The 23,372-nt window shown below is 72.5% G+C and carries 24 protein-coding genes; 9 read left to right on the top strand and 15 right to left on the bottom strand.

The window, feature by feature from the left end:
- The first annotated feature begins 63 nt into the window (after window positions 1-63).
- Both IW256_RS09570 and IW256_RS09565 read left to right on the top strand, forming a co-directional pair.
- Window positions 64-921, top strand: a complete 858-nt coding sequence (locus tag IW256_RS09570) for a glutamate ABC transporter substrate-binding protein (RefSeq protein WP_197010611.1) — start codon at window positions 64-66, stop codon at window positions 919-921.
- 183 nt (window positions 922-1,104) lie between these two features.
- The gene (locus IW256_RS09565; RefSeq protein ID WP_197010610.1) at window positions 1,105-2,313 is read left to right on the top strand and encodes a hypothetical protein; all 1,209 of its coding nucleotides are present in this window, start codon (window positions 1,105-1,107) and stop codon (window positions 2,311-2,313) included.
- Here the strand turns inward: IW256_RS09565 and IW256_RS09560 are convergent.
- Window positions 2,274-3,089 carry a hypothetical protein gene (locus tag IW256_RS09560; RefSeq protein ID WP_231403717.1) on the bottom strand — a complete coding sequence of 272 codons (816 nt, stop codon included), beginning with the start codon at window positions 3,087-3,089 and terminating at the stop codon, window positions 2,274-2,276. The two genes, IW256_RS09565 and IW256_RS09560, sit on opposite strands and share 40 nt — an antisense overlap.
- 180 nt (window positions 3,090-3,269) lie before the next feature.
- Between IW256_RS09560 and IW256_RS09555 the strand changes: the two genes are divergently transcribed.
- Together IW256_RS09555 and IW256_RS09550 are read left to right on the top strand one after the other, a co-directional pair.
- Window positions 3,270-3,770, top strand: coding sequence for a PH domain-containing protein (locus IW256_RS09555; protein WP_197016206.1), 501 nt, complete (start codon window positions 3,270-3,272; stop codon window positions 3,768-3,770).
- Between the two features lie 97 nt (window positions 3,771-3,867).
- Window positions 3,868-5,073 (top strand): serine hydrolase domain-containing protein, encoded by a 1,206-nt coding sequence (locus IW256_RS09550; protein WP_197010609.1) that lies wholly within the window; start codon window positions 3,868-3,870, stop codon window positions 5,071-5,073.
- 73 nt (window positions 5,074-5,146) lie between these two features.
- Here IW256_RS09550 and IW256_RS09545 read toward each other — a convergent pair whose 3' ends face one another.
- From IW256_RS09545 to IW256_RS09520, 6 genes are all read right to left on the bottom strand, one after another.
- Window positions 5,147-5,863: a tetratricopeptide repeat protein gene (locus tag IW256_RS09545; RefSeq protein ID WP_197010608.1), complete on the bottom strand. Its 717-nt coding sequence runs from the start codon at window positions 5,861-5,863 to the stop codon at window positions 5,147-5,149.
- A 145-nt stretch (window positions 5,864-6,008) separates the two neighbouring features.
- Window positions 6,009-7,412 carry an NAD(P)/FAD-dependent oxidoreductase gene (locus IW256_RS09540; protein ID WP_197010607.1) on the bottom strand — a complete coding sequence of 468 codons (1,404 nt, stop codon included), beginning with the start codon at window positions 7,410-7,412 and terminating at the stop codon, window positions 6,009-6,011.
- Window positions 7,409-8,332 carry an ABC transporter permease gene (locus IW256_RS09535; protein WP_197010606.1) on the bottom strand — a complete coding sequence of 308 codons (924 nt, stop codon included), beginning with the start codon at window positions 8,330-8,332 and terminating at the stop codon, window positions 7,409-7,411. The genes IW256_RS09540 and IW256_RS09535 overlap by 4 nt, the downstream gene beginning before the upstream one ends.
- Window positions 8,329-9,156: an ABC transporter permease gene (locus IW256_RS09530; RefSeq protein WP_197010605.1), complete on the bottom strand. Its 828-nt coding sequence runs from the start codon at window positions 9,154-9,156 to the stop codon at window positions 8,329-8,331. The genes IW256_RS09535 and IW256_RS09530 overlap by 4 nt, the downstream gene beginning before the upstream one ends.
- Before the next feature lie 182 nt (window positions 9,157-9,338).
- Window positions 9,339-10,589, bottom strand: coding sequence for a polyamine ABC transporter substrate-binding protein (locus tag IW256_RS09525; protein ID WP_307828816.1), 1,251 nt, complete (start codon window positions 10,587-10,589; stop codon window positions 9,339-9,341).
- Window positions 10,586-11,764, bottom strand: a complete 1,179-nt coding sequence (locus IW256_RS09520; protein WP_197010603.1) for an ABC transporter ATP-binding protein — start codon at window positions 11,762-11,764, stop codon at window positions 10,586-10,588. Before IW256_RS09520 ends, IW256_RS09525 begins: the two co-directional genes overlap by 4 nt.
- 350 nt (window positions 11,765-12,114) lie before the next feature.
- Between IW256_RS09520 and IW256_RS09515 the strand changes: the two genes are divergently transcribed.
- Together IW256_RS09515 and IW256_RS09510 are read left to right on the top strand one after the other, a co-directional pair.
- The gene (locus tag IW256_RS09515; RefSeq protein ID WP_197010602.1) at window positions 12,115-12,588 is read left to right on the top strand and encodes an Lrp/AsnC family transcriptional regulator; all 474 of its coding nucleotides are present in this window, start codon (window positions 12,115-12,117) and stop codon (window positions 12,586-12,588) included.
- Window positions 12,589-12,731: 143 nt separating this feature from the next.
- Window positions 12,732-13,025, top strand: coding sequence for a type II toxin -antitoxin system TacA 1-like antitoxin (locus IW256_RS09510; RefSeq protein ID WP_197010601.1), 294 nt, complete (start codon window positions 12,732-12,734; stop codon window positions 13,023-13,025).
- A 260-nt stretch (window positions 13,026-13,285) separates the two neighbouring features.
- On the opposite strand, the gene IW256_RS09505 is transcribed toward IW256_RS09510, so the two are convergent.
- Entirely contained in the window at window positions 13,286-13,714 is a 429-nt protein-coding gene (locus tag IW256_RS09505; RefSeq protein ID WP_307828815.1) for an HIT family protein, read from the bottom strand.
- Window positions 13,715-13,792: 78 nt separating this feature from the next.
- Here IW256_RS09505 and IW256_RS09500 point away from each other — a divergent pair, with 78 nt between their 5' ends.
- Window positions 13,793-14,668 (top strand): ATP-binding cassette domain-containing protein, encoded by an 876-nt coding sequence (locus IW256_RS09500; RefSeq protein WP_197010599.1) that lies wholly within the window; start codon window positions 13,793-13,795, stop codon window positions 14,666-14,668.
- On the top strand, window positions 14,665-15,339 hold the full coding sequence (locus IW256_RS09495) for a hypothetical protein (protein ID WP_197010598.1): 675 nt from the start codon (window positions 14,665-14,667) through the stop codon (window positions 15,337-15,339). Before IW256_RS09500 ends, IW256_RS09495 begins: the two co-directional genes overlap by 4 nt.
- A 72-nt stretch (window positions 15,340-15,411) precedes the next feature.
- Here IW256_RS09495 and IW256_RS09490 read toward each other — a convergent pair whose 3' ends face one another.
- The 3 genes from IW256_RS09490 to rlmN all read right to left on the bottom strand — a co-directional run bounded on the left by IW256_RS09490 (window position 15,412) and on the right by rlmN (window position 18,088).
- Window positions 15,412-16,227: a DUF1963 domain-containing protein gene (locus IW256_RS09490; RefSeq protein WP_197010597.1), complete on the bottom strand. Its 816-nt coding sequence runs from the start codon at window positions 16,225-16,227 to the stop codon at window positions 15,412-15,414.
- A 66-nt stretch (window positions 16,228-16,293) separates the two neighbouring features.
- Complete coding sequence (locus IW256_RS09485) at window positions 16,294-16,803, bottom strand: DivIVA domain-containing protein (RefSeq protein ID WP_197010596.1); 510 nt, start codon at window positions 16,801-16,803, stop codon at window positions 16,294-16,296.
- Between the two features lie 58 nt (window positions 16,804-16,861).
- Complete coding sequence (rlmN, locus tag IW256_RS09480; RefSeq protein WP_231403716.1) at window positions 16,862-18,088, bottom strand: dual-specificity RNA methyltransferase RlmN; 1,227 nt, start codon at window positions 18,086-18,088, stop codon at window positions 16,862-16,864.
- 198 nt (window positions 18,089-18,286) lie between these two features.
- Here rlmN and IW256_RS09475 point away from each other — a divergent pair, with 198 nt between their 5' ends.
- Window positions 18,287-19,432 (top strand): suppressor of fused domain protein, encoded by a 1,146-nt coding sequence (locus IW256_RS09475; protein ID WP_197010595.1) that lies wholly within the window; start codon window positions 18,287-18,289, stop codon window positions 19,430-19,432.
- 10 nt (window positions 19,433-19,442) lie between these two features.
- Here IW256_RS09475 and IW256_RS09470 read toward each other — a convergent pair whose 3' ends face one another.
- The 4 genes from IW256_RS09470 to tsf all read right to left on the bottom strand — a co-directional run bounded on the left by IW256_RS09470 (window position 19,443) and on the right by tsf (window position 23,242).
- Window positions 19,443-20,450, bottom strand: a complete 1,008-nt coding sequence (locus IW256_RS09470; RefSeq protein WP_197010594.1) for a phosphatidate cytidylyltransferase — start codon at window positions 20,448-20,450, stop codon at window positions 19,443-19,445.
- A 146-nt stretch (window positions 20,451-20,596) separates the two neighbouring features.
- On the bottom strand, window positions 20,597-21,154 hold the full coding sequence (gene frr / locus IW256_RS09465; protein WP_197016204.1) for a ribosome recycling factor: 558 nt from the start codon (window positions 21,152-21,154) through the stop codon (window positions 20,597-20,599).
- A gap of 63 nt (window positions 21,155-21,217) precedes the next feature.
- Window positions 21,218-21,952: a UMP kinase gene (gene pyrH / locus IW256_RS09460; RefSeq protein WP_197016203.1), complete on the bottom strand. Its 735-nt coding sequence runs from the start codon at window positions 21,950-21,952 to the stop codon at window positions 21,218-21,220.
- A 453-nt stretch (window positions 21,953-22,405) separates the two neighbouring features.
- Entirely contained in the window at window positions 22,406-23,242 is an 837-nt protein-coding gene (gene tsf / locus IW256_RS09455) for a translation elongation factor Ts (RefSeq protein WP_197010593.1), read from the bottom strand.
- Between the last annotated feature and the right edge of the window lie 130 nt (window positions 23,243-23,372).

Below are 23,372 nucleotides of genomic sequence, written 5' to 3'. Positions count from 1 at the left end.
GGGCCCCGCGGCGCGCGCGACGAGGCCCGGTGGAACGGCCGGGCGGCCGAGGTGAGGAGACCGATGATGCGAGCACGCCGGACCGGCCTCCTGGCGGCCCTGACCGCCGCGGCCACGCTGGCCGCGGGCGCCTGCGGCGTGGCGGGCGACGGGCGTGAGTCCGTCGCGGACAAGGACTCCCTGGTCGTCGGGGTCTACACCGACCATCCGGGGCTCGGCCTCCGGCGTCCCGACGGCGGCCACGAGGGCTTCGACATCGACGTCGCCCGCGAGGTCGCCGGGCGGCTCGGGGTGCGCGGGTCCGCCCTCACGTTCAGGCGGGTGACGGCGGCGACCCGTGAGGGGCAGCTGCGGGAGGGCGCCGTCGACCTGGTGGTGGCCAGCTACTCCATCACCCAGGAGCGCAAGACGAGGGTGTCCTTCGCCGGCCCCTACTACGTCGCCCACCAGGACATCCTGGTGCGCCGTTCGGACGCGGAGAAGGTCAGGAGCGTGCGGGACCTGGCGGGCAGGCGGCTGTGCAAGGTGGAGGGTTCGGTCTCCTTCCCGCGCGTCCGGGACGAGAAGGGCGTCGACGTGCTCCCCCAGAGCGCGTCCGGGTACGCCCAGTGCCTGTCCCTGCTCTCGTCGGGCGACCTGGACGCGGTCTCCACCGACGACCTGATCCTGGCGGGACTGGCCGCCCAGGCGGCGAAGTCCCGGGCGGGCGGGCCGCCGCTGCGGATCGTCAACGCGCCGATCTCCGACGAGCCGTACGGCATCGGCCTGGCCCCGGACGACCTGGACGGCTGCGAGGCCGTCAACAAGGCGATCACCGAGATGTACCAGGACGGCACCATGGCCCGCCTGCTGAAGACCTGGTTCGGCCCGGTCGGGCTCAACGTGACCACCACCGTCCCGCAGTTCGAGGGGTGCGACTGAGGCGTCCCCCCGGACCGGACCGGATCGCCCGCGACAGGCCAATCCGGCCTGCGAGCGAGGATTTCGGGCGGAGCGGTCACTGAGATCAGTCGGTTACGTAAGTACCCGTCCCGGCACATGATCGTAGGTTATGGTCGCGATCACATACCCGTCCGGTAACCACGACCGGCCCCGAGGAGTTGCATGACGACGGTCATCCTGGTCGTGATGTGCCTGGTCGTAGGAGCCCTGGAGCTGTACGCGGGCAAGCAGAGCAAGGACCAGGCGCGCGCCTTCGTCCGCCGGATCGACGAGCTGAACGACCAGGTCACCAAGCAGAACAACGTGCTGGTGACGGTCGGGGAGCAGCTCACCGCCGAGCTGGCGAGGGTCAAGCGGGACACCCTGCCGGCGCTGGACTCGCGGCTGCGCTCCCACGCCGAGCAGGTGGAGGAGCTGGCCACGCTGGTGCACCGCGCCGACGACTACCTGCGGACGCAGGCCGGCCGCCTGCACGACCTGGAGCAGCAGCGGATCACGCTGGCCGCGCTGCGCCGCAAGCTGGCCGAGGTCGAGACCTCGGTGCGCTCGTTCACCCGGGCGGGCGCGGCGGCGGTGGAGAGCAAGGTCGACACCGCCCTGGACCGGCTGGTCGACCTGGAGCGCAACGGCGACGAGATCCTGGAGCTGCAGCGCACCCTGACCCGGACGCTGGAGGAGGTCGAGGACGTCGTCGCCGAGCTGCTCCGGTTCACCGAGGGCGAGCTTGACGGGGCCGTCTCGGCCGCGCTGACCGGCCGCCCCCGCCCCGCGGCCGACGACGCCGCGGCGGTGCGCGCGACCGGCCGGCTGTGGACCCGGGACGGGCCGCTGGAGGACATCCTCACCGAGATGTACGAACGGTGCGTGCGGGCGGCCCGGCTCGACATCAGGTTCCGGGCCTCCGAGGGCTCCGGCGAGGCCGTGCCGGGCACCGCCGAGCGGCGCCGCTACTTCCTGGCGGGGCAGCACGTCGAGGACCTCATCGGCGCCTTCACCGCGCTGCTGATCTCGACCGGCGCCGACCTGCCCCGCAACGGGACCGACCGGCCGCACCCGCGCGCCCTCGCCCGGGTCGAGCCCGGCCGGTCGCTGCCGCCGGGAGTGGAGCCGGCCCGCCCGCCGGAGGACGAGGCGGCGCTGAAGTCCCTGCTGCGGACGCTGTACGAGAGCAACGGCGCGGTGGCCCAGATCGGCCCGCTGATGGCCGTGCGCACCCGGGACGAGCTGCTGTGCGCGGTGCTGACGCCGCCCCAGTCGCTGGAGCTGGAGAGCGACGAGGTCTTCTGGGACCCGGCCGCGGCCGGCCTGCGGCTACGGCGGCTGCCCTCGCATCAGTTGTGGGACCTGACCGCCTGGGCCGCGGTCCCGTAGGCCAGCACGGCGCGCCCGCCGCCCTCCCCGGCGCCGGGCGCGGAGGGCGCCCCGAGCCGCAGGAACACCGGGCACAGCGCGGCCCGGGTCCGCGGGTCGATCTCCGCGCACAGCCCGATCCCGGCGGCCCGGTCCAGGAAGACCACGTTGTGGACGGCCCGCGCCGCCCGTACGGCGTAGGGCACCGAGTCGGCGTCGGCGGGTTCGAGCAGTTCCTCGAAGGTGAGCCGGCGCGCGTACCGCAGCAGGCCCTCCGCGTCCACGACGCGGGTCCCGATGGCCGCCGCCGGCCCCGCGATCACGATGCCGAAGCTGGGGTCGTCCCGGCCGCGCACGTAGATCTCGCGGTCGGGCTCCAGCCCGCGCCGCCGGGCGGGCAGGTGCAGCCCGAACCCGGAGTCCCCGTTGAGGAACGCCGGCGGCCCGAACCCGTGCGGGCTCCGCGCGGAGGCCGGGCCGGGCCCCTCGCCGGAGACCGGCAGCGCCGCTGCGGGCGGCCGCAGGCCCGGGAGGTAGATGCCGAGGCCGCGCAGGAGCAGCCGCCATACCGGCCGCCCGGTCACGTCGGGGACGAACTCGCCCCGCTCCCCCCGAGCCCCCTCCTCGGCCTCCTGGGCCTCGGTGGCGGCCGGCGGGGCCGGCGGGGCCCCGAACGGCACCGGTGCCGGACGCCCGGGATCCCGCGGCGGGGTCCGCGCGGCCTCGGGCCGGGAGACCAGAAGCCGATCCGGCCAGGGCCCCTGCCGCCCCGGCGGGGGCTCCTGCGTGCCGTCCATGCCGACATCTTGTGGCGCCGCTCCCGCTCCGCACAAGGGCGCGGCCCCGGATATCACCGCCGGGCGGGGCTTTACCGCCCTCACCGCGGGGTGCCTGCGCGACGGGGTTCCGTTGGGTTACGGTTGACTTCGCCGGATCTTGAAGAGGGTGCGGGTGCCAGGGTGAACCTCCAGGACTTGATGGTCCATCGCGACGCGAGCACACGGACCGTCGACAAGTACCTGATGGCTCATGAGGGACGGGTCATCGCGGTGCGGCGCCATCCCGCCGTCCTGCTGTTCCCCGTCCTCGTGGCGCTGGCCGGGCTGATCATGTGCGCCTTCGTGGCCACCATCGCCGGCACCTGGTGGATCTGGTGGGCCTGGCTGGCCGCGCTGGGCTACCTGGTCTGGAAGGTCATCGCCTGGTCCGTCGAGTTCTTCCTGGTGACCGAGCACCGGGTGATGGTCGTCAACGGCGTGTTCAACCGCAACGTGGCGATGATGCCGCTGGCCAAGGTCACCGACATCGCGCTGGAGCGCTCCGTGCTGGGCCGCATGCTGGGGTACGGCGAGTTCGTCATGGAGTCCGCGGGCCAGAAGCAGGCACTGCGCAACGTCGGCTTCATGCCCTACCCCGAGCAGCTCTACCTGGAGGTCTCCTCGGTCATCTTCGGCGCCGAGGACGGGTCGCCCGACTGAGAACGGGCGCCGCCGGGCGATGAGTTCTCCGCGCCCGGCGAGTCGTTCCTCACGACAGGGCAGCGTCCCAGGTGAGCGAACGAGGAGCGTGAAGGCGATGACCGGCGGCAGCGGGCTTTCCCCACGGCGTCTGGACCGGATGCGCGACGTCATGTCCGGCCACGTGGCGGCCGGACGGGTACCGGGGGTCGTCACCCTGGTCGCCCGGCACGGCGAGGTGCACGCCGACGCGATCGGCACGACCACGGCCGGCGGCACCGACCCGGTCCGGCGCGACACCCTCTTCCGGATCAGCTCGATGACCAAGCCCGTCACCGCGGTGGCCGCGCTGATCCTGGTCGAGGAGTGCCGGCTGCGGCTGGACGAGCCGGTGGACGGGCTGCTGCCCGAGCTGGCCGGCCGGCGGGTGCTGCGGGCCCCCGACGCCCCGGTCGGCGACACCGTCCCGGCGCGGCGCCCCATCACCGTGCGGGACGTCCTGGACTTCCGGCTCGGGCTGGGCATGATCCTGGAGGAGGCCGCGTTCGCGTACCCGATCTACGACGCGGCCCGGGAGCTGGGGATCACCGGCTTCGGCCCGCCCGCCCCCGACTCGCCGCACTCCCCCGACGAGTGGATGCGCCTGCTGGGGACGCTGCCGCTGGTGCACCAGCCCGGCGAGCGCTGGCTCTACAACATCGGCTCCTACGTCCTGGGCGTGCTGATCTCCCGGGTGGCGGGGCAGCCCCTGGAGACCTTCCTCCGGGAACGGATCTTCGAACCGCTGGGCATGAAGGACACCGGCTTCACCGTCCCCGCCGGCGACCTGGACCGGCTCCCCGCCGCCTACCATCCCGCCCAGGACGGCAGCGGCACGCTGGAGCCGCACGACGTCCCGGAGGACAGCGCCTGGAGCCGCGAGCCCGCGTTCCCCGACGGCGGCGCCGGCCTGGTCTCGACCGCCGACGACTACCTGGCCTTCGCGCGGATGCTGCTCAACGAGGGCGTCCACGAGGGCGAGCGGATCCTGTCGCGCCCCGCGGTCGAGCTCATGACCACCGACCAGCTCACGGCGGAGCAGCGCCTGGACGCCTTCGGCGGCAGCGCCGGCTGGGGGTTCGGCGTCTCGGTGGGCACCCACCGCGACAACCTGTGGGCGACGCCCGGCCGCTACGGATGGGACGGCGGTCTGGGGACCTCCTGGTACAACGATCCCGACGAGGACCTGGTGGCGATCCTGATGACCCAGCGCTCCGGGTTCCCCACGCAGAACCCGGTCTGGCTGGACTTCTGGACGTCGGTGTACCAGGCCGTGGTGGACTGAGCGCCCGGCGGACCGAGCCTCCGGCGGACCGAGCCCGGCGGACTGAGCCTCCGGCGGACTGAGCGCCCGGCGGTCAGGCGGGCCGGAGGGCGAGGCGGTAGTCCTCGGCCAGTTCCGGATCGCCGGAACGCTCGGCCATCCGCAGGCCCGCCTCGTGCGCCCGGCGGCCCGCCTCCCTGGTCCGGTGCCCGCCGGCCAGGGAGTTCCCGAGTTCCAGGACGGCCCACACGACCTCCTCGGCGAGGTCGTCGTCCCGGGCGAGCAGGTAGGCGAAGACCTCCTCCGCCCGCGCCGGCTCCCCGCCGAGGACGTTCAGCACGCTGAGCGCCGCCGCGTAGGCGCCTCCGTCGCCGTCCGCGGAGATGGACCGCCAGACCGCGTCCGCCTCCCCGAGGTCGCCGCGCCGCACCAGGTACATCCCGTAGAAGAACCAGGCGCGCGGGCACAGGTCGCCGTGCCCGATCTCGGCGAGGCGGCCGATCGCGGTCCGCGCGCCGGTCCGGCCCGCCTCGATCGAGAACATGAGCGCCACGGCCGCCGCGCCCTTGGGGGCGTGCAGCGGGTGCCCGGTGTCCATGGCCCGCTCGAACAGGCGGAGGGCTTGCCGGAGGTCGCCCTCCTGGAGGGAGTGCTCGGCCAGGCGCAGCGACGCGCTGCCCACCCCGTCCGGCCCCCGGGCCTCGGTGAACGCCTCCGCCCCCGCCTGGGCGATCCGCTCGTCGACCTCGTGCAGGATCTCCACCTCGCCTCCCGGGGGGAGCTGGGGGATCCGGGTGGTCGTCCTGCTCATGCCGCCTGCCCCTTCCGCTCGTGATCAAGTTCGAGAGGAGTTCTATCAAGGCGCACGCCGCGTCAATTGCGCTTCCGGATACTTTTCTTTCGGCCATGAGAACTGATCTCCCGGCCTTTTCGGCTCGAATGGCGGCGAGCGCCGTTCAGGAACCGAAACCCAGCCCCGCGCGGTCCAGGGCGCGCAGCCACGGTCCGCGGCGCCCCTCGTTGCGGTCGGCCCGCGCGATGGCGCGGCGGGTCAGCTGGACGGCCCCGTACCGGAACGGCTCCGGCGGGAACGGGAACGGCTTGGAGCCGACCATGGTCAGGCCGCTCCGGGCCGGGTCGGCGCCGGGCGTCCCCAGCAGGTCCAGCATCACGTCGGCGCCGAAGCGGGACGCCCCCACGCCCAGGCCGGTGTAGCCGGCCGCGTAGGCGAGGCGGCCGTCGAAGGCGGTATCGAAGAAGGCGCAGAAGCGGCTGCAGGTGTCCACCACCCCGCCCCAGGTGTGGGTGAAACGGAGCCCTTCCAGCTGGGGGAAGGTGGTGAAGAAATTCCGCGCGAGCGCGGTGAACGTGGCGGGCCGCTGTTCCAGTTCGGGACGCAGCCCGTTGCGGAAATGGTAGACGGCGTCGTAGCCGCCCCACACGATCCGGTCGTCGGCGGTCAGCCGGTAGTAGTGGAACCGGTTGGCGTTGTCGCCGATCCCCTGACGGCGCCGCCACCCCAGGGCGCCGAGCCGCGTGGCGGAGAGCGGCTCGGTGACCATCGCGTAGTCGTACACGGGCAGCACGTAGCGCCGGATCCGTTTGAGGAGGGGCGGGAACGCGCCCGTGCCCACGACGACGCGGCGGGCGTCCAGGGTTCCGCGGGCGGTGGTCAGGCGGAGCGTGCCGTCGTCCTGGCTCTGGATGCCGGTGACCCGGGAGTCCTCATGGACGCGGACCCCCAGGGACCGGCAGGCGCTCGCCAGTCCCCAGGCGAGCTTGGCGGGGTGGAGCATGGCCACGGCCTCGCGGTCCCACAGGCCGCCCACGTAGGTGGGCGAGTCGACCTCGGCGCGCACGGCCTCGGCGCTCAGCAGCATGGGCTGCCAGCCGTGCTCGAAGGCCAGTTCGGCGTCCTCGGCGAGGCCGTCGAGCTGCCACTCCTCGGTCGCGACGTGGAGTTCCCCGGTGGCCTCCCATTCGGCGTCGACGCCGTACCGGACCAGGGTCTCGGCGATGGCCCGGAGGTTGTCCCAGCCGAGCCGTTCCAGCTCGTGCGTCTCGGCGGGCCAGCGTTCCAGGCCGTTGCGCAGGCCGTGGGTGAGGCTGGCCGCGCAGAACCCGCCGTTGCGCCCGGACGCGGCGGCGCCGACCCGGTCTCCCTCGACGAGGACGACGTCGAGGGAGGGGGCGCGCTCCTTGGCGCGCAGCGCGGCCCACAGGCCGCTGTAGCCGCCGCCCACGACCGCGAGGTCGCAGGTGCGCCGGCCCGAGAGGGCGGGGGCCGGGTCGGGGCGGGCCGGGTCCTCCAGCCAGAACGGCGCGGGCCGGGCGTCGGTGAGGGCCGCGGCGGCGTTCACGGCGCCGTCCGGGTCGCGCGGTCCGTGTGGTCCATGTGGTGGGTCATGTGGGTCATGCGGTCGGTGTGGTCGGTGCGGTCGCGATGGTGCTTGCGGTCCTCGCAGCGTTCGCGGCGTTCGCGGCGGACCGACAGGACGGCGATCAGGACGCCCGCGGCGAAGATGAGGGTCCCCATCACGTTCACCTGCGGGGGCGTCCCGGTACGGGTCGAGCCGTACACCCACAGCGGGAAGGTGACGGTGGCCCCGCTGGTGAAACCGGTGATGACGAAGTCGTCGATCGACAGCACGAAGGCCAGCAGCGCGCCGGCCACCACCCCGGGCCTGATCATCGGCAGCGTGACCAGCCGGAACCGGGTCCAGGGACCGGCCCCCAGGTCCCGCGCCGCCTCCTCGACGGCCGGATCGAGCGTGCTCGCGCGGGCCCGGACGGTGATGGCGACGAAGGCGATCGAGAACATCACGTGCGCCGCCAGGATGGTGCCGTAGCCGCGCGGCAGCCCGAAGGTCACGAACATCGACAGCAGCGAGGCGCCCATCACCAGCTCCGGGCAGGAGATCGCCAGGAACAGCACCAGCGTGGCCGCCCCCCGGCCGCGGAACCGGAAACGGCCGAGGGCCAGTCCCGCCAGGGTGCCCAGCACGGTGCTGATCAGGGTGCTGAGCAGGGCGATGGTCAGCGAGTTGACCAGTGCCGTGGTGAGGTCGGGCCGGTCGAACAGGTCCGCGTACCAGCGCAGCGTGAAGCCCTCCCAGCGGAAGTTCTGCTTGCCGGCGGTGTCGTTGAACCCGAACGCGATCATGACAGCGACCGGCAGGACCAGCCAGGCGATCAGCAGGTGGGTGTAGATCCGCAGGCCGCGTCCCCGGCCCAGGCCCCGGTGGCGGGTGCGGTGGCGGCTGCGGCGGAGGGAGGTCATCGGCGCGCCGCCTCCAGGACGTCCGCGGTGCCCAGCGCCCGCGCGTAGGCGAAGATCCCCAGCAGCAGGATGGCCATCAGCGTGAACGACAGCGCGGAGGCGGTCGGGTACGCGCCGTTGTCGAAGTACTCGGACTGGATCACGTTCCCGATCATGGTGTCGCCCGGCCCGCCCAGCACCTCGGCGTTGACGTAGTCCGACGCCACCGGGACGAACGTCATGATCACACCGGCGAACACGCCCGGCAGCGACAGCGGCAGCACCACCCGCAGGAAGGTCTGGAGGCGCGAGGCGTACAGGTCGCGGGCGGCCTCCATCGTGCGCGCGTCGATCCGTTCCAGCGCCACGTAGATCGGCAGGGCCATGAACGGCAGGAAGTTGTAGGCGAGCCCGCAGACGACGGCGAGCCCGGTGTCCAGCACGCGGAAGCCGTCCGGGAGCAGGCCCGCGCCCCGCAGCGGTCCCAGGACCGGCCCGTTGTCGGTCAGCACCAGCTTCCACGCGACCGTGCGCAGGATGTACGACACGAAGTAGGGAAGCAGGAGCAGCAACAGGTAGGTGGTCTTGCGCCGCCCGCCGTGGAAGGCGATCCAGTACGCCGCCGGGTAGGACAGGGCCACGCACAGGACCGTGGCGAGCAGCCCGTACCAGAGGGACCTGGCGAAGGTGTCGCCGTAGGTCTGCAGCCCGTCGGTGTAGTTCTGCCAGTGCAGGGTCTGGCGGAACCCGTCGACCAGGTTCCCGGTCTGCAGCGACAGCGAGACCATCAGCGACACCGGGAGGGCGAAGAACGCCAGCATCCAGAGCCCGCCCGGCAGGAGCATCGCGTACGGCGTCAGGGCCCCGCCGCGGCCTCCGCCCCGCGGCCACCGTCCGCGGCGGCGCGGTCGGGACGCCTTCCCTCCGGGTGCCCTCTGTCCGGACACCGTCTCTCCGGGGGCCGTCCCTCCTGGTTCGCCGTCCCGGTCTGCGCCGTCCGTGTCGCCCCGGACGGCCCGCGGGGCCATCACGCCCCCTTGGGGATGGTCTCGAAGAGCTTCTGGTACTCGGCCTCCTCGGACTGGGTCAGCCGCCGGTAGCGGCGCAGCCGCGCCAGGTCGGTCTCCGACGGGAACACCAGCGGGCTGGCGCTCAGCCGTTCCAGGTCCGCCCGGTCCTCACCCGCGGCCCTCCGCGCGTCCGCCTCGATGATCGGCCTGGTCCCCGGTACGGGCGTGATGTAGTTGATGAACTCGGTCAGCGGCGCGTTGTGCTCCGGCTCGTACAGCCAGTCCATGAGCGCCAGCGCGTCGACCGGGTTCTCGGCGGTCCTGGGGATGCACAGGTTGTCGGTCCACAGCGCGCCGCCCTCCTTGGGCACGACGAACCTCACCTCCGGCCCGGCCATGCTGTAGACGTCCCCGGACCAGGCCATCGTGATCCACACGTCGCCCTTGCCGAGGGCGTCGATGTAGTCCTGCTCGTAGTACTTGCGCACGATCCCGGCGTCGCGCTGCTCGCGCAGCCTGGCCGCGGCCCGCCGCCAGTCGTCCGGTGTGGACCTCTCCGGATCGACGCCCAGCAGGAACATGCCGAAGCAACCGAGGTCCTGCGAGTCGCTCATCATCCCGACCCGCCCCTTGTACCGGGGGTCGAAGAGCTGCTCGATGCTGGTGATCTCCTCCTTGACGTACCTGGTGTTGTACGCGATCCCGGTGATCCCCGAGACGTAGGGGACGGTGAAGGCGTTGCCGGGGTCGTAGGAGGGGTTCTTGAAACCGGGCCCGGCGTTGGCGGCGAACGTCTTCAGCCGGGAGTGGTCGAGCGGGGCCAGGTAGCCCAGCCGGCGGCACTTCTCCAGCTGGATCCCGTTCGTCATGACCATCAGGTCGAAGCCGATCCGCTGCCCGGCCGCCAGCGGCGCCTGGATCTTGCCGAACCACTGCGCGTTCTCCTGGATGACCTCCTGGTAGGTCACCGCGATCCCGGTGTCCTTCTGGAACGCCTTGAGCGTGGCCCGGTCGTCCTCGATGTAGCCGGGCCAGTTCGCCCAGCGCAGGGTGCCCGTCCCGGACTTGCCCGCCCAGTAGCCGCGGACGTCGGACCGGTCCACCTTCTCCTTGCCGCCCTGCCCCTCGACGCCGCAGGCGGCCATCGCCAGCCCGGCGCCCGAGGCGCCCAGCAGGCGCAGGACGTCCCGCCTGGACGCGGCGGAGAGCCGGGAGCGGGGACGGGGGCGGGTCAGCCCGCGCAGGAGCGAGGGGTCGGTCGGGCTCACGTGGACGCTCCTAGGACGTACGAGTGCCGCGGGTCCCATGACAGCCAGACGGTGTCGCCGCGGGCGGCGACACCGTCGGCGGACGCGGCGTTCTGGGTGAAGACGACCACCTCGGCACCGGCCGCGGTGGTGACGGTGTAACTGGTCGAGGTGCCGAGGTAGGTCACCTCGGCGACGGTGCCGCGGACCGCGCAGCGCGTCCCGTCCGGCCGGTCCGGGCCGATCGTGATCTTCTCCGGCCGCACCGTCAGCTCCAGCCGGTCCCCCGGCGCCGCCGGCCGGCCGGGGTCCAGCGGCGCGACCACCCGGTCGTCGGGGCCGTGCGCGATGACCGCCCGTCCTCCGGGAACCTCCGCGACCCGGCCCTCGATCACGTTGGAGGTGCCGATGAAGCCCGCCACGAAGCGGGTCGCCGGGCGTTCGTAGATCTCCCGCGGGGTGCCGAGCTGCTCGACCCGGCCGCCGTTCATGACCGCGATCCGGTCCGACATCGCCAGCGCCTCGGCCTGGTCGTGCGTGACGTACACGAAGGTGACGCCGGTCTCACGCTGGATCCGCTTGAGCTCGCCCTGCATCGCCTGGCGCAGCCGGAGGTCGAGCGCGCCCAGCGGCTCGTCCAGCAGCAGGGCGCGAGGGCGGTTGACCAGGGCGCGGGCCAGCGCCACCCGCTGCTGCTGCCCGCCCGACAGCCGGGCCGGACGGTGCCGTTCCCGCCCGGCCAGATCGACGGTCTCCAGCATCTCGCCGACCCTGTCCCTGATCTCCGCCTTCGGCACGCGCCGGCGGCGCAGGCCGAACGCCACGTTCTCGAAGACGTTCATGTGCGGGAACAGGGCGTAGGACTGGAACACCGTGTTGACGTCGCGGCGTTCGGCGGGCACGCCGTTGACGGCGCGTCCCCGCAGCCGGACCTCACCGGCCGTCGGCTCCTCGAACCCGGCGATCATCCGCAGGGTGGTGGTCTTGCCGCAGCCGGACGGGCCGAGCAGCGAGAAGAACTCCCCCTGCGCGATCGCCAGGTCCAGGCCCCGCACCGCCGCGACCGTCTCGCCGTGGACGTGGAACTCCTTGACCACCCCGGCCAGCTCGATCGCCGGGAGCGCGCCGTCCGGCGGCGCCCCCGCTCCGGCCGGGGCGGGGCCGCGGGCTGGACGGGTGGTGCGCGGCGGGGCCATCAGCCGCCGCTCGCGCGCATGACTCGCTCGACGCCGTCCATCGCCCCCGTCCTCGCCGTGGCCGCAGTGGTGGTCTCCGTGATGTCGCCGTGGCCGCCCGCACGGCACGACCATGGTCGCGGGTCCGGACACCGGCGGCCAAACCGTACTTCACCCGGTTCGTTCCGCGCGCGGCCGGTCCGCGTTGACGTTCCCCCGCTCACCGCCGGTACAGTTGCGCCGCTCCCGGTTGCGTTCTCACCCGGCCGACCTTGGCAGACACGGAACCCGCTGACAAGTGATTTCGTTGTTACGATCCCGTTTCACCACTGAATCTGTTGTTCACACGGTCGATGACCACAAGGAGTGCGATGACGGAGCCACCCCGCGGACGGGGCAGCGTCCAGCTCGACGAGACGGCCAAGCGGATCATCGAGCAGCTCCAGCAGGACGGCCGGCGCTCCTACGCCGCCATCGGCAAGGCGATCGGCCTCTCCGAGGCCGCCGTCCGCCAGCGGGTGCAGAAGCTGCTGGACGCGGGCGTCATGCAGATCGTCGGCGTGACCGACCCGCTCATGCTCGGCTTCTCCCGGCAGATGATGGTCGGCGTCAGGTGCGACGGCGACCTGGAGCGGGTCGCCGACGAGCTGGCCGCGGTGGAGGAGATCGACTACCTCGTCATCACCGCCGGCTCCTTCGACATCCTGCTCGAACTGGTCTGCGAGAGCGACGAGCGGGTCCTGGAGGTCCTCAGCCGTATCCGCACCGTACCGGGCGTCGTCTCCACGGAAAGCTTCGTCTATCTCAAACTCCACAAGCAAACCTACTCCTGGGGCACCCGCTAGATCCGCATAACGCACGCGGCCGCACCGCCCGGCCCCAATCCCGTATGCGCGAATGGGCCGGGCCGACACGAATTTCCCGCCACGGAAGGGGTACATTCTGCTCCCAGGGGGGCGTATTAAATGCTGAAGGAAGGAGACCGGCCATGTCTGAGTCGGTTCGCCAGGACCTTCCCATGGCCCGCTCCGACGAACGAATCGAGCTCCCCGCCTCCGAGGAACAGAATCTCGTTCTCCGGAAGGCGGCCGAGCTCGTGGGCTGGACGGTCCCGCAGTACGTCCTGTCAGCGGCCCTGGACCGCGCCGAACGCGACCTCTACGAACACGCCGCCGTTCACGCGGCGGCACAGGACCGGAAAGGCCGCGAAGAAGGCCCTCGCACCGGCCCGCCGCACGCTCCCGTCGCCCCCTACGTCGCCATCGTCGCCGCCCTGGAGTGATCCGCCGGCGCACGGCACCGGGCCGAGCTGCGCATTCGTCGCCCCTGCCCGGCCGCCCTCACCGACCGTGATTTTCCATGTTCGCATGGCAGCCCTCCATTCCGCAGACGCGAGAGCACGCTCCGACTTTCCCCGGAACCCCATTTGAAATTAACGCTAAAACTTGCACGCGGTGGCACCGTCCGGCGCCCTTTAAGCACGCCGGACGCAAGGCGCCGCCGCACCGCGCCCGTTCCATGCGCGCCGCCGGCGGTGCCGGTTCAGAGTGAGGCGCGCAGGCGTTCGGCGTATTCCGCCGCCTCCGCGTCCGAGGCGTACTTGTGCCGGGGCCAGAAGAAGCCGCGCAGCCCATCCTTGGGATTTCGCGGCACCACGTGGACGTGCAGATGCGGCACGCTCTGGCTGATCCTGTTGTTCATCGCCACGAACGAGCCCGCGGCGCCCAGCACCGACTCCATCGCGCCCGCGAGCCGCCGCGCGTGCGCGAAGAACGACCCGAGCGCCTCCTCGGGGAGGTCGGTCAGCGTCTCGTAGTGCTCGCGCGGCACGAGCAGCGTGTGCCCCTTGAAGAGCGGCCGGGTGTCGAGGAACGCCAGCGCGTCCGCGGCGTCCAGCACCATGTGGGCGGCCCGGTCCCCCTTGATGATCTCGCAGAAGACGCACCCCTTGCCGGCCCCCGAATCGCTCATGCGCGGCATTGTGCCACCCCGCCTCCCCCGCCCCCTCTTACGCCCCGCTTACGGCACCGCCGCTACCTTGCGGTGCTTGTGCGACTGGAGAGGGTGTCCTTCCGTTACCACCGGCGCGGTCCCTGGGTGCTGCGAGACGTCACCCTCTCCCTTCCGCGCGGCCGGGTGATCGAGGTGACCGGCCGCAACGGCGCGGGCAAATCCACCTTCCTCCGCCTCGTCGCCGGTCTGCGCACCCCGCGCGGCGGCGCCATCACCGGCCGCCCCGGGACGGTCGGGTACGCGCCCGAACGCTTCCCGGCCGACCAGCCCTTCACCGTCCGGGCGTACCTGACCCACATGGCCGCCATGCGGAAGGCCCCCCGAAGCTCCATCACCACCTGGGCCCGGCGCCTCGCCTTCGAGCCCCTGCTGGACACCCGTCTCCCCGACCTCTCGAAGGGAAGCGCCCAGAAGGTGGGCCTCGCCCAGGCCCTGCTGGCCGCCCCGGACCTCCTGATCCTGGACGAGCCGTTCGCCGGCCTGGACGCCGCCACCCGCGACTCGCTCCCCTCGCTCATGGCCGACCTGGCCGCCGAGGGCACCACCGTCGTGGTGAGCGACCACCAGCGCTGTCTGGCAGCCCTCCCCGATCTCGTCCGCGTCCACATCGCCGGGACCACGGCTCACCTCGTCCCCGCTCCCACATCGGACGCGGCGGCCGATCCTGCGGGCGCTCCACTCGTTCGGGCGGACCCACCCGGCCGAGAGGGTGGAACCGATCCGGCCGGCCAAGCCGATGGGGGCGGGCGAGCGGGCACGGCGGCCGATCCGGACGACGAAGCAAGCCTGGGGTCGGAAGGCGGGGAGGGCGCGTGGAGGGTGGTGGAGGTGGTCGTCCCGGCAGGCCAGGCGGAGCAGGTGATCAGCAAGCTGCGCGCCGACGGCTTCGAGGTCCGGGAGCCCCGGCGATGATCGCGCTCGCCCGGTTCCAGCTGGCGGGATACGTGCGTTCGCTGCGCGTGCTCCAGCCGTTGCTGGTGGTGCTGCTGATCCTGTCGCTCGTACTCCTCCAGGGGCCCGGCGGGAACGCCCGGCTGGCGGCGGGGACGCTGGGAGACGCGGCGGCGTTCATGTTCCCGGTGTGGGCGTGGACCGCCCGGGCGCTCCTGGACACCCAGCCCGACGAGCAGCGTTCCCTGACGGCGCTCGCGGTCCGCCCGCGGGCGGTGGCGGGACTGCTCGCCGCGTACACGGCCAACATCGGCTTGGGCGCACTGGTGCTGGCGGTGCCGGTCGTCCAGGCGCTCTCCGCCGGTTCGGGGGCGGGCGTGGTCCTGGCCGGGCTCGGGCTCACCCTGCTGGCCGCGCTCGCCGCGACGGTGCTGGGCGCGTGGACGAGCCGGGCGATCATCCCCCACGGCGGCGTCTCGCTGCTCGCGCTGGTCGGCGGAGTGGCAGCGGCCCTGCTGCTCAGCCTGGGCCCGCTCTCCTGGCTCGCCGTGCCGATGGTCGGATGGCTGCGGGCCGCTCACGACGGACCATCCGCCCTCATCGGCGCGTTCCCCGGGATCGCCCTGCACCTGGTGCTCTGGAGCGCCGCCGTCGGAGCCGCCTACCTCGCCGCCGCGCGCAGCCGCCCGTAGCGTCCTCCGGCCGGAGACGACCGATCCGGGGCGTTCCGGCGCCCGGTCCGCGGTCGTGCGCCGGGTGCCGGGTCATGCGGTGGCCTGTAAGGTCAGCCACGCGCTCTCCAGAGGTTCGCCCCGGCGGGCGCAGAAATAGACGCGGCCGGGCTCGCCCCAGTGCCAGCCGAGGCGCTCGTCGGAATCCAGCTGGAGGACCAGCCGCCATTCCTCCGCGGCGGCGGCCAGCTCGTCCGTGGAGAGCGGTGCGGCGCCGGTCTCGTGCCCCGTCGCAGCGGTGTGGCAGTCGGGACCGACGGGACGTTCCACCAGGACGGGCCAGCCGCCGAGCTGGTGGACGGGGGCGTCGTCCGGCCAGATGTGCTGGCGCCACGCCACGTGAAGCTGCTCGTACACCGGCAGGACGCCGCTGTAGACGCTCTCAAGCCGCTGCAGGAGCGGCTCTTGGGGAGCGGGCAGGGAGAGGAAGGGCTCCGCGCTCAACGCGCAGTGAGGAAAGACCTGAGCGCCGTCCGGAGGCTCGACCTCATGGAGGTCACCGGTGTAGACGCGCCAGGCGCCGCGTTGCCCCGGATCATCACCCCAGGGCCGCGGAAGCCCGCTCGCGTAGTAGAAGGCGAACGTGCCCTCGCCGGGGAGCCCCGGAACCCCGGGCAGCCGGGCGAAGTCGACCGTGCCCAGGTGGCCGAGCGGCCGGCCCCGCCAGACCGGCCACGGCTCGCCGGGCGGGAGCAGCGGGGCCCCTCCCAGCCGGACCGCCGCCTCGCCACCGGAGACGAGCCGGACGGCGGGACGCGCCAGCGGGAGCAGCGTCCCCGTGACCTCGGGAGCGAAGAAGACACCGAAAAGGGAGCGCAGCCGCCGCCGCTGCGCCGCGAAGTGATCCATATCACGAGCGTTCACCGCCCGGGCGCGCGGCGCCAGACCCTTTCGAGATCTGTGGACAACTCCGGCTCAGCGCCGTTCGAGCGCCCCCGCGAGCTGCACCAGGAAGCGGTCGACCTCGCCCTCGTCGTAGCCGGGCCCCAGGCGGACCGTACGGAACGCGCTCTCCCGCACGTCACGGGCGGTCAACGGCGGCGCGATCCCGCGCAGGCCCGCCACGACCCGGTCGAGGAATCCGTCGACGTCCCGGACGTCGTAGCCCGCGCGCACCCCGGCGCCCGAGAAACGGACATTCTGGATCCAGCTGATCAACCAGCCGGAATGGACACGGGGGCGTCCGGGCCGGCGCCCGAGCGGGGCGGCCGCCTGGAGCTCGCGGATGGCCTCCTGCAACAGGTCGTCCACCGCGCGCTGGTCGTAGCCCCGCAGCACGATGTCGAACCTGGTCGCGCGCACGTGCTCGGCGGTCAGACCCCACCGGCCGTAGTGCAGCGTCGCGGTGATCCGTTCGAGCAAGGTGTCGACCTGGGCACGGTCGTATCCACGCAGCGCCACCGGCAGGCGCGTCTCCGTCTTCACCGGTTCCTCCGCTCCCCGCTCCGTCACGGGACGCCGGGCCGCGGAGCCCGCGGACCGCTCACTGCTCGGTGGCGGCCGCCAGCTGGCCGCAGGCGCCGTCGATCTCTCTCCCCCGAGTGTCGCGAACCGTGACCGGCACCCCGTGGGCCTCCAGCCTGCGGACGAACTCCCGTTCGTCCTGCGGGCGGGACGCGGTCCACCTGGACCCCGGTGTGGGGTTCAACGGGATCAGATTGACGTGTACCAGGTGCCCGCGCAAGAGCCTGCCCAGAAGATCGGCCCGCCAGGACTGGTCGTTGACATCCTTGATGAGGGCGTACTCGATCGAGACGCGGCGCCCGCTGCGGTCGGCGTACGCCCAGGCCGCGTCGAGCACCTCGCCCACCTTCCACCGGTTGTTGATCGGCACGAGCTCGTCGCGCAGCTCGTCGTCGGGCGCGTGCAGCGAGACGGCGAGCCGTACCGACAGGTCCTCGGCGGCCAGCTTCTCGATCGCCGGGACCAGCCCCACCGTCGACACGGTCACCGAACGCTGCGAGATCCCCAGCCCCGCGGGTGCGGGATCGGTGATCCGGCGCACCGCGCCGAGCACGGCCTTGTAGTTGGCCAGCGGCTCGCCCATCCCCATGAACACGATGTTGGAGACCCGGCCCGGACCGCCGGGGATCCGGCCGCGGGCGAGCGCGCGGGCCCCGGCCGCGACCTGCTCGACGATCTCGGCGGTGGACAGGTTGCGGGTCAGCCCGGCCTGGCCCGTCGCGCAGAACGGGCAGTTCATCCCGCAGCCCGCCTGCGAGGACACGCACATCGTCGCCCGGTCCGGGTAGCGCATCAGGACCGACTCGACCAGCACGCCGTCGAAGGCCTTCCAGACCGTCTTCAGCGTCGTGCCGCCGTCGCAGTCCAGCTCGCGCACGGGGGTGAGCAGCGGCGGCAGCAGCTCCGCGGTCAGCCGCTCGCGGATCGTGGCCGGCAGGTCGGTCATCTGCGCCGGGTCGTCGGCCAGGCGGGCGAAGTAGTGCCGGGAGAGCTGGTCGGCACGGAACGGCTTCTCGCCCAGCTCCGCGACGGCGTCCCTGCGCTCGGCCGTGGTGAGGTCGGCGAGATGGCGCGGCGGCTTGGCCCGGCGCGGCGCGGCGAAGACCAGCTTCGGCGGCGTCCCGCCGGTGCCCGGGGCCCCGGAGGCGCCTCCGGATGAACGGGCGGTGCCTTCGCGAGGGCTGGAGGCGGTCTCGCCCGGAGTGGTGGCGGGCGCGGCGCCGGCCGGATCAGCGGATGCAGACATGGTGGTTCCAGTGTGGCAAACCCTCGGGCATGCCTTGGCCCGGGTGGGAGGCCCGCCCGACGCGTCCCGCGGGCAGGCACCCCCGAAGCCGCCCCGGGGAGTACGCACCGTCCACGCGCCGCCACGGACCTCCGGCCGCCCGTGGCAGGGGTCCGAACACGCCATCGTGGCTCGTGGACAAGCTGTAAGGTCTCGATCATGTCGGTATTGCGAAGGGGCTCCGCCGCGGGCAGGAGCCCGGTCGCCACGGTCGTCCGCACCGAGACCAGCCCCTACGGGAGCCGGCGGCTCGTCGTCGAGACCGACGGGACCGTCAGCGCGGCCTACCTCAAGGACTCCCGGGACGCGGTCGTCGGGGCCGTCTGGATCGCCAACCACGCCGCCGCCCCCGCCGAGGCCGACCGGGCGCGGCTGGACGGCGGGCAGGCCCCGCTGCTCCCCGCCTCCCACGTACGCCACCCCGGGGGCCGTCCGCCGCTCGACGGCGACGCGCTGGAGGTCGTGTGGTTCGAGGAGGGCGACGGCGTCGCCGTCCTGGAGGCCGGCGAGCCGCTCTGCGTCATCCCCGGATGGTCCGACATCGGCCGCGGGATCCCCGGATACAGCCGGGACGTCACCGAGCAGACCCCCTTCGCGTTCCCGCTCGACGACGAGATCGAGGAGTTCGGGCCGCGCGTCGACCGCGCCCGCGACCACTGGAAGATCTGTGAGGCGGAGGGGTCCTGGGCCGACTTCCAGCAGTCCGTCCTGGGCCACCTGCTGCAACGTCTCGGCCCCGGCGGCCACTACTGGCACGACGTGGGCCGGCAGCTGCCCGGAGGGAACGGCGGGGCCTCCCCCACCGTCGGCGTGACCGAGCGCCCGGTCAGCGGGGCCCGCGAGTTCACCGTTCTCAGCACCGTCGGCATGAGCCGCCAGCGGATGCCGACGGTCGAGCTGTACGAGGACGACGTGGCCCCCCACAGCCGGATCGAGCTCGCCGTGGCCACCACCCTGCCGAGCCAGCGCGCCGGCAGCATCTTCCCCTGGCTGGCGCAGTACCCGTGGCGCGCCGTCACCTGGTTCGCGCCGGGCGACGTGGTCAAGTGGTACCACGAGGCCCACACCTTCCCCCTCAACACGGGCGAGACGTCCTGGGAGGGCGTGCTGCTCCTGGACGACCCGAGCCGGCTGGCGGGTCCCGTGGCGCCGGGCCTCACCGGCCTGTCCACGGAGAGCGATCCGGTGCACTGGCTGTGGCTGGTGCCCATCACCGGCGAGGAGTACCGCTACGCCAAGAACGAGGGGGCCGACGCCCTGATCCGCCGCCTGGCCCAGCAGAACCGGTCCTGGGTCGTCTCCTGAGGAAGGCCCGTCAGGCCGGGGGGACGAACAGCTCCAGCAGCAGCCACACCACCGGCGCGGTGGCCAGCAGCGAGTCGAGCCGGTCCATGACCCCGCCGTGTTCGGGGAGCAGGGTGCCCATGTCCTTGATGCCGAGGTCGCGCTTGAGCATCGACTCGATGAGGTCGCCGACGGTGGCGGTGACCACGGCGGCGGCACCGATCACGATCCCGTGCCACACCGCGCCGTCGTCCAGCAGCCACCACAGGAGCCACGCGCCGACCAGCATGCACGCGACCGCCGAACCGGTCACGCCCTCCCAGGTCTTCTTGGGGCTGATCGCGGGCGCCAGCTTGTGCCGGCCGAAGAACGTCCCCGCGAAGAACCCGCCGATGTCGCTGGCGACGGTGACCGAAATGAAGATCACGATGCGGTGGTCGCCGTCCGCGGGCGCCATCAGCAACGCCACGATGCCGCCGATGAGGATCAGGTAGCCGACGGCGAACACGGCGGCCGTGACGTCCCGTACGTACCCGGCGGCGGGACCGTCGGCCATCCGCCACACCAGCACTGTGAGGATGGTCAGCGACAGCGCGGCCACCAGGGCCTTGGGCCCCCAGACGTAGGCGACGGCCGGGGTCGCGACCATGCCGAGCGTGAGCGGGAGCAGCGGAACCCGGATGTCGCGGGTCCCGAACGCCCCCGACAGCTCGCGCAGGCCGAGGACCAGGAAGACGACCATGACGCCGAGGAAGATTTCCTTGACGTAGTAAAGCGAGAGCAGGACCAGCGCGCCGAGCGCCACGCCCACGCCCACCGCGATCGGCAGGTTGCGGCCGCCCCGCTTCCTGCGCGGCACCGCGGCCGTGGCGCCGGCCCCGGTTTCGGCTTCGACTTCGGGCCCGGTTCCCGGCTCCGTCCCGGTGCCCGGCTCCGTCCCGGGGCTCTCCGGGACGGAGGCGTCGTCGGGCCGGGAGGGGACTTCGGGGGACGAGGAATCGCCCTCGGACCCGGAAGCCGGTACGCCGGGCCCGGCCATGGTCTCCACCATCCTCGGCGGGGGGCCGTCGGAACCTACGGCTGGCATGGGGGGCAGGCCGGGCTCGGCGGCCCCGGTGGGGGCGGGGCCGGGAGCCTCCGGCTCACCCGGGGAGCCCGCGGGCCCCCCGGTACGGTCGAGTCTCATCAAACCTCGAGCAGTTCGGCCTTCTTGTGCTCGAGGAGCTCGTCGATCTGGGCGACATAACGGTGCGTCATGTCGTCGAGCTCCTTCTCGGCACGGCGGACCTCGTCCTCACCGGCCTCGCCGTCCTTGGCCAGCTTGTCGAGCGTCTCCTTGGCCCGCCGCCGGACGTTGCGGATGGAGATCTTGCCGTCCTCCGCCTTGCCGCCGGCGACCTTGATGAACTCGCGGCGGCGCTCCTCCGACAGCTCCGGGAAGACGACCCGGATGACGTTGCCGTCGTTGGTCGGGTTCACGCCGAGGTCGCTGTCGCGGATGGCCTTCTCCACCGCCTGCATCGACGACTTGTCGAAGACCTGCACGATGACCATCCGCGGCTCGGGCAGCGTGAACGACGCCAGCTGGTTGACCGGCGTCGGAGTCCCGTAGTACTCCGCGGTGATCTTGTTGAACATGGCGGGGGTGACCCGGCCGGTGCGGATGGCCTGGAAGTCCTCCTTGGCGACCGCGACCGCCTTCTCCATCTTCTCCTCGGCCTCGAGGAGGGTCTCGTCGATCACTTCGACTCCCATGTCATCAGGTCGGCCCTTGTCCCTGCCGGTCCGTACCGCGGGTGGAGCGGATCAGCTGTCCGCCGGACTGACCAGCGTGCCGATCTTCTCACCCCGGACGGCCCGGACGATGTTGCCCTGGCCCATCAGGTCGAAGACCACGATGGGCAGCGCGTTGTCCATGCAGAGGCTGATGGCCGTGGCGTCCATGACCTTCAGTCCTCTCTGTAGAACCTCACCGTAATCCAAACGGTCGAACTTCACCGCGTCCGGATTCTTACGCGGATCGGCGTCGTACACACCGTCCACCTGGGTGGCCTTCAGCACCGCCTCGGCACCGATCTCCAGGGCGCGCTGCGCCGCGGTGGTGTCGGTGGAGAAGAACGGCTGCCCGAGCCCCGCGCCGAAGATGACCACGCGGCCCTTCTCCAGGTGCCGGATGGCGCGCCTGGGGATGTAGGGCTCGGCCACCTGGCTCATGGTGATCGCGGTCTGCACCCGGGTGTCGAGGCCCAGCTTCTCCAGGAAGTCCTGCAGCGCCAGGCAGTTGATCACGGTGCCGATCATGCCCATGTAGTCGCCGCGGCCCCGGTCCATGCCCCGCTCGGCCAGGGTCGCGCCGCGGAACATGTTGCCGCCGCCGCAGACCACCGCGACCTGGACCCCGTACCGGACCGCCTCGGCGACCGCCTCGGCCACGTGCTGCACGACCTCCGGGTCGATGCCCAGCGGGTCGCGGCCGGCGAACGCCTCGCCGGACAGTTTCAGCAGCACTCGTTTCCACCCCGTGCGGGGTGCGTGCCGCATCGACGACGGGGCCGCCGCGTTGTCACTGGTCGTTGGCTCCGGCACGTCGGCGGCCTCCTCGTTACGACGTTGGTGGAATCGTCGGGCCCTGTCGCCAGGAGCCCTGTCGGCTGGGCGTCCCCGGCGGCGCGGCCTCGTCCGCGGTGGCGGGCCCGGCCCTCGCGGCCGGTTCCGCCGCTCATGTCCGGCCCGGCCACGGCATGCCTCGTGCCGGGTACTTCAACCCTATGCCCTGGTGCGGGTCCCCGACCCGGGAATCATCACGCCCGGACGAAACCGGCCGCCGCGCGACCGGTCGGGGTCCGGCCTCGTCCGCCCGCTGCCGCCGGCGGACGCCCGTGCCCGATGAGCGCCCGTGCCCGGCGAAAGGCCCCGTTCCGAGGAACGGGGCCGGAGATCGCGAACGGGCGGCACTCGCACTCGCCGGGGAACGGGCCGCGGCCGTCCGGTGCCTCAGGCCTGGCCGACCTTGAAGCGGGCGAAGCGCTCGACCTTGACGCCGGCGCCCTCGAGCACCTTGGCGATCGTCTTCTTGTTGTCCTTGACGAACTGCTGCTCCAGCAGCACGAAGTCGCGGAAGTAGGCGTTGACCCGGCCCTCGACGATCTTCGGGATGGCCTGCTCGGGCTTGCCCTCGTCGCGGGTGAGCTGCTCGGCCAGCGCCCGCTCCTTCTCGATCGCCTCGGCCGGGATGTCGTCGCGGGTGAGGTACTTGGGCGCCATCGCCGCGATCTGCTGCGCGATGTCCTTGGCGACCTCGGCGTTCTCGGTGTCCAGCTCGACCAGCACGCCGGTGGTCGGCGGCAGGGACGGGTCGGACTTGTGCAGGTAGCTGGCCACGTACTCGCCGGTGAAGTGGGCGAAGCGGCGCAGCTCCAGCTTCTCGCCGATCTTGGCGCTGTTCTCCTCGATCAGGGCCTGGACGGTCTTGCCCGGCTCGATCTCGGCGGCCTGCAGGGCGGTCGCGTCCGCGGCGCCGCTGGAGGCCGCGAACTTGACCAGGCGGTCGGCCAGCGCGATGAACTGCTCGTTCTTGGCGACGAAGTCGGTCTCGCAGTTGAGCTCGAGGAGCGCGCCGTCGCCCTTGCCGGCGAAGTACTCGGCCACCAGGCCGTTGGCGGCGGTGCGCTCGGCGCGCTTGCCCACGTCCTTGGCGCCCTTGAGGCGCAGGAGTTCGACGGCCTTGTCGAAGTCGCCCTCGGCCTCGGTGAGGGCGTTCTTGCAGGCCATCATGCCGGAACCGGTCAGCTCGCGGAGCCGCTTGACGTCAGCGGCGGTGAAGTTCGCCATCGCTCTCTTCGTCTCTGTGATGGTGGGAAGTCTGGTGGAGTGGAAGGGGCGGGCCGTGCGACCCGGCCCGGACGGGCTCTGCGGAGCGGCCGGCGCGCGAAGGCCCCGGGGGCTTCGCGCCCCCGGGGAT

The sequence above is a fragment of the Actinomadura viridis genome, from assembly GCF_015751755.1.
Lineage (GTDB): Bacteria > Actinomycetota > Actinomycetes > Streptosporangiales > Streptosporangiaceae > Spirillospora > Spirillospora viridis.
The sequence above is the reverse complement of the archived record's forward strand: the minus strand, read 5'-3'. Positions and strand labels throughout refer to the sequence as shown.

What these genes read in the sequence shown, in the direction of transcription:
- IW256_RS09570 (WP_197010611.1), top strand. Translation starts at nt 64, where the DNA reads ATGATGCGAGCACGCCGGACCGGCCTCCTGGCGGCCCTGACCGCCGCG.
- IW256_RS09565 (WP_197010610.1), top strand. Translation starts at nt 1,105, where the DNA reads ATGACGACGGTCATCCTGGTCGTGATGTGCCTGGTCGTAGGAGCCCTG.
- IW256_RS09560 (WP_231403717.1), bottom strand. Translation starts at nt 3,089, where the DNA reads ATGGACGGCACGCAGGAGCCCCCGCCGGGGCGGCAGGGGCCCTGGCCG.
- IW256_RS09555 (WP_197016206.1), top strand. Translation starts at nt 3,270, where the DNA reads ATGGTCCATCGCGACGCGAGCACACGGACCGTCGACAAGTACCTGATG.
- IW256_RS09550 (WP_197010609.1), top strand. Translation starts at nt 3,868, where the DNA reads ATGACCGGCGGCAGCGGGCTTTCCCCACGGCGTCTGGACCGGATGCGC.
- IW256_RS09545 (WP_197010608.1), bottom strand. Translation starts at nt 5,863, where the DNA reads ATGAGCAGGACGACCACCCGGATCCCCCAGCTCCCCCCGGGAGGCGAG.
- IW256_RS09535 (WP_197010606.1), bottom strand. Translation starts at nt 8,332, where the DNA reads ATGACCTCCCTCCGCCGCAGCCGCCACCGCACCCGCCACCGGGGCCTG.
- IW256_RS09530 (WP_197010605.1), bottom strand. Translation starts at nt 9,156, where the DNA reads ATGCTCCTGCCGGGCGGGCTCTGGATGCTGGCGTTCTTCGCCCTCCCG.
- IW256_RS09520 (WP_197010603.1), bottom strand. Translation starts at nt 11,764, where the DNA reads ATGGCCCCGCCGCGCACCACCCGTCCAGCCCGCGGCCCCGCCCCGGCC.
- IW256_RS09515 (WP_197010602.1), top strand. Translation starts at nt 12,115, where the DNA reads ATGACGGAGCCACCCCGCGGACGGGGCAGCGTCCAGCTCGACGAGACG.
- IW256_RS09510 (WP_197010601.1), top strand. Translation starts at nt 12,732, where the DNA reads ATGTCTGAGTCGGTTCGCCAGGACCTTCCCATGGCCCGCTCCGACGAA.
- IW256_RS09505 (WP_307828815.1), bottom strand. Translation starts at nt 13,714, where the DNA reads ATGAGCGATTCGGGGGCCGGCAAGGGGTGCGTCTTCTGCGAGATCATC.
- IW256_RS09495 (WP_197010598.1), top strand. Translation starts at nt 14,665, where the DNA reads ATGATCGCGCTCGCCCGGTTCCAGCTGGCGGGATACGTGCGTTCGCTG.
- IW256_RS09490 (WP_197010597.1), bottom strand. Translation starts at nt 16,227, where the DNA reads ATGGATCACTTCGCGGCGCAGCGGCGGCGGCTGCGCTCCCTTTTCGGT.
- rlmN (WP_231403716.1), bottom strand. Translation starts at nt 18,088, where the DNA reads ATGTCTGCATCCGCTGATCCGGCCGGCGCCGCGCCCGCCACCACTCCG.
- IW256_RS09475 (WP_197010595.1), top strand. Translation starts at nt 18,287, where the DNA reads ATGTCGGTATTGCGAAGGGGCTCCGCCGCGGGCAGGAGCCCGGTCGCC.
- IW256_RS09470 (WP_197010594.1), bottom strand. Translation starts at nt 20,450, where the DNA reads ATGGCCGGGCCCGGCGTACCGGCTTCCGGGTCCGAGGGCGATTCCTCG.
- pyrH (WP_197016203.1), bottom strand. Translation starts at nt 21,952, where the DNA reads ATGCGGCACGCACCCCGCACGGGGTGGAAACGAGTGCTGCTGAAACTG.
- tsf (WP_197010593.1), bottom strand. Translation starts at nt 23,242, where the DNA reads ATGGCGAACTTCACCGCCGCTGACGTCAAGCGGCTCCGCGAGCTGACC.